This is a genomic window from Bacillus sp. JJ1521 (assembly GCF_036965165.1).
Classification (GTDB): domain Bacteria; phylum Bacillota; class Bacilli; order Bacillales; family Bacillaceae_L; genus Ferdinandcohnia.
The window spans coordinates 1-3,321 of sequence record NZ_JBALOX010000284.1 but is presented as its reverse complement, the minus strand read 5'-3'; the positions used below and the strand labels follow the sequence as shown (position 1 = coordinate 3,321).

Genomic DNA, 3,321 nt, shown 5'->3' with positions numbered 1-3,321 from the left:
ATCTTCAACCCTGATTTCTTGATTTCACTCAATTGTTTATAAAAAACATAGGTATTATGGAAACCTCTACGTCTGTTACGATTATTTCCTCTAAAAATAATTACCTCAATACCTACTTCTCGACATATCTTGCAGTCACATGTTTTCCAAGGTGTGTCTTCGAGCGTTCTCTGATATAGCTCTCTTTGCTTGGCTGTTTTTTTCTCATCATTAAACTTTTCATCATATGCCATAACTGTATTCAATGTCTCTTCTAGGCTTAAAAGTCCCTTATCAAACAACCGTAATGCTTTCATAGATTTTGCTTCAAGTTCTTGATATTCTTTTAATGTTCCAATTCCTTGTGTGAGAAGTTTTTTAATTTTAGGGCTACTTTCTGTAGCTTGCGGAACACGAATTGCACCATATTTATTACCATCAATTGCAAAGTAATTATTTTTTGCACTCATCCAAGCTTGTCGTAAATAGCTTGTTGAGTCAAAGGACGTTACCCCTAATTGATGGAAGATATTAATCGGTTCTAAACGCGCTGCGCCAAATAAGTGGACTTCCATATATTCAGGTAGATAAGGGGCTATGTTTTTTAAGATCTCATAAATTTCATCCGTTGAGGAATATGCTAGTCCTCCCAACGAAATATGCTGATACCCCATATCAATTAAGTTATTTACAGATTTAACATATGTTTGAACATCCCAGCCCTGTGCAATTCCTGAAGGTTTAAATGTGTAATTACCTTCATAATGCCCCTTAATAAATTTTTCAGCATTTACTTCAGTAATCGCAAGCCGTCTTTCTCTCTCGACCGGATCTGCGGCATGCTCTTGAAGAATTAAATGATCAATTGATACACCAATGTCAAATCCAAGTGTCTCGTAATAATCTAATATTTCATCTGTTTCGTATGGAGGTTCATATTGATCTTTAAAACTATATGCACCACAATCCCCTAAAATAGGAAATCCTTCAGGAATTCTTGTGAAATTGTGAATCCCACCAGATGACATAACTTTTTCTCTCTTACTCTTCGAAGCATCTACAACCGTTTTAGAAACCAACAATCCGTCATAATTTGGGGTAGGATAAATTTCATGTGAGTAAACATCATCCATATGTGGATCACGATTCGCTGTGTGAGTTTCAGCAATAAAATCAAAATTAGGATCTACACGATCATCATTCTCTGGCATATAATACTTTATCCCAAAATTCCGGTAGTTTTTAGCTACTATGTCCGTCTTTAATACTGTACCAAATTTTTTCTTGTTAATTGGGACCACTTTCTTTTCATCGTTTATAACCACAGGTGCTTTTTCAGTTTCTGTCATTATTTTTTTATTATCAATAGAAAATAACTCTAATTGCTCAGAATTATTTTTCTTTATACGATATTTTTCTAACACTTCTAAAATTAGTTGAGGATTCTTGTGAATTTCATCAAGTAAACTTATATCCTTATTTAATTCATCAGCGAGAAGTTTAAATAAATACCCTTTTAAAGCAATCAGTCCATAACTAAACTCTTTTGCATCTTCTTGACCTACCTCAACAAAATGATAGGGTTCAAAATTCGGGATTGCCGCCTTACTAGTTTTACTTGCTAAAAAGATTAACTTTTGTCCAGGAGTCGTCTCTAGTAAAGGCAATTGAACCGATTTTAAATATTTATCCCCTAATAAAAAGAAAACTAGATCATATTTTTTTATCTTTTCTGAAATACTACGATTAATTTCTAGAAAATTTGACCAATCAATAACTTGTTTCGCATTCATAATATTGAAGGTAACTTCATAGGGTACAATTACCCTCTCTTCATCAATCAAACCATAGCCCGCAGATAAAATGCTCACATCTACGATATCTCTTTCGTAGTGTGACCTTAATGATTCAACACCCTCCATAAGTCTAACATGCTGCATACCCGTATACATTTTTCCAGCTGTTGTCTTATACTCATGAAGCATCGCTTCTTTTTCATCTATATGAACCTTATCGCTAAAATCACTCTGTAAAAGCTGATTTTCTGGCTTAAATACTTTTTCCCCAGTACATGAGGTTATAACCAATGTTCGAAGCATTGTTTCCCCTCCCAAAAAAGAACCTACGTTCTTAAATGATTAATAGATATAAATTATATCCTATATTCGACAAAGTTTCCAACAGTTCCTCTCATCTGTATCTAGACAATTTTTTTCTACTTGGATGATTAACACAAAAAAGTGCAGAGATATAATGGTAAGGAAGGTTCCCGCGCTATCGGCAATATATTTTAGAACCGTATAATTTGATAATGGTACACCCACCTTTACCCCTCCTATAAAAACCCTATAATTTTACACTTCTGTTCCATCCATTCGATTATTTCATTATGACTCATTTCTTTTAATTGTTTTCGAATACTATTTCGATTTGCGCCAAACAGTTCCCTTTTTAATTTTGAAAGTTTTTGGCCATTATCTTTTAGAAATCCTGCCATTTTAGATGTGTCTTCGAGTACTAATTCGAGATTCCAATTTCCCGTATTGCCTTGTGCAATTAGGCAAGGGTCCGAGAAATTCCATTTTTCAATTTCCCATTCGTAATTCAACTCTAATTTGTTCAATAAATTCCTATATATCACCATAAACCAACAAGCATTATAAACCCCGAAAAATGATATGTAAGGGGATCGTTTTCCATGTCCATCACAACTAGATATTGGTGTTATTCCCGCTCCACTTAATGATTTTATAAATAGTGCAACACCTGTTTCTAAAGTATTTGTTCTAACCTTAGGACCATACATTCTTTTTATAAAATACTTCCAACTTCGATAGCCCCCGTTACCACCCGCTTCATGATTTTTTGCGGGATACCACACAATTTCTTGAAATTTCTTTGCATCCAGACTATCTAACAATCCATTAATCTTTTGATTATTAACTGTAACTGGTATATTTAAATTCGCTAACATTTGTTTGAGATCCTTTTCATCATCAGGATGGGAACCTTTTCCTAGCCTTAGATAGCCGCTCTCTTCCACGATGAAAAAACCTCGCAATTGTAACGCCTTCGACAATTCATTCATATGGATAAAACACACCCTTTCAACAGAAAAAATAAAATCTGCTTAGCAAATATAATGGGATTTTACACAAGAATATAGACTCTTTTTTCTATCAATATATTGGNNAGTACTTCCTTCATTAATGTCCTTATCTCCGTTTCATTAAAGTCTTTAAAATTTATCCAATCACGTGAATCTACAAAATATTGATTTGTTTTCTTTTTGATTTCCCTTCCCCAGATATATCCATTACCAGTAGTACTTAATTCACGAAC

2 protein-coding genes are annotated in these 3,321 nt (G+C 33.8%); both read right to left on the bottom strand.

The window, feature by feature from the left end:
* On the bottom strand, positions 1-2,078 hold a 2,078-nt coding region (gene dpdA, locus V7147_RS24830; protein ID WP_335370468.1), incomplete at its 3' end, for a tRNA-guanine transglycosylase DpdA.
* A gap of 236 nt (positions 2,079-2,314) precedes the next feature.
* Positions 2,315-3,067 (bottom strand): hypothetical protein, encoded by a 753-nt coding sequence (locus tag V7147_RS24825; protein ID WP_335370467.1) that lies wholly within the window; start codon positions 3,065-3,067, stop codon positions 2,315-2,317.
* Between the last annotated feature and the right edge of the window lie 254 nt (positions 3,068-3,321).

Bases quoted from the DNA above. Each gene is read 5' to 3' on its own strand.
- V7147_RS24825 (WP_335370467.1), bottom strand. From the start codon at position 3,067: ATGAATGAATTGTCGAAGGCGTTACAATTGCGAGGTTTTTTCATCGTG.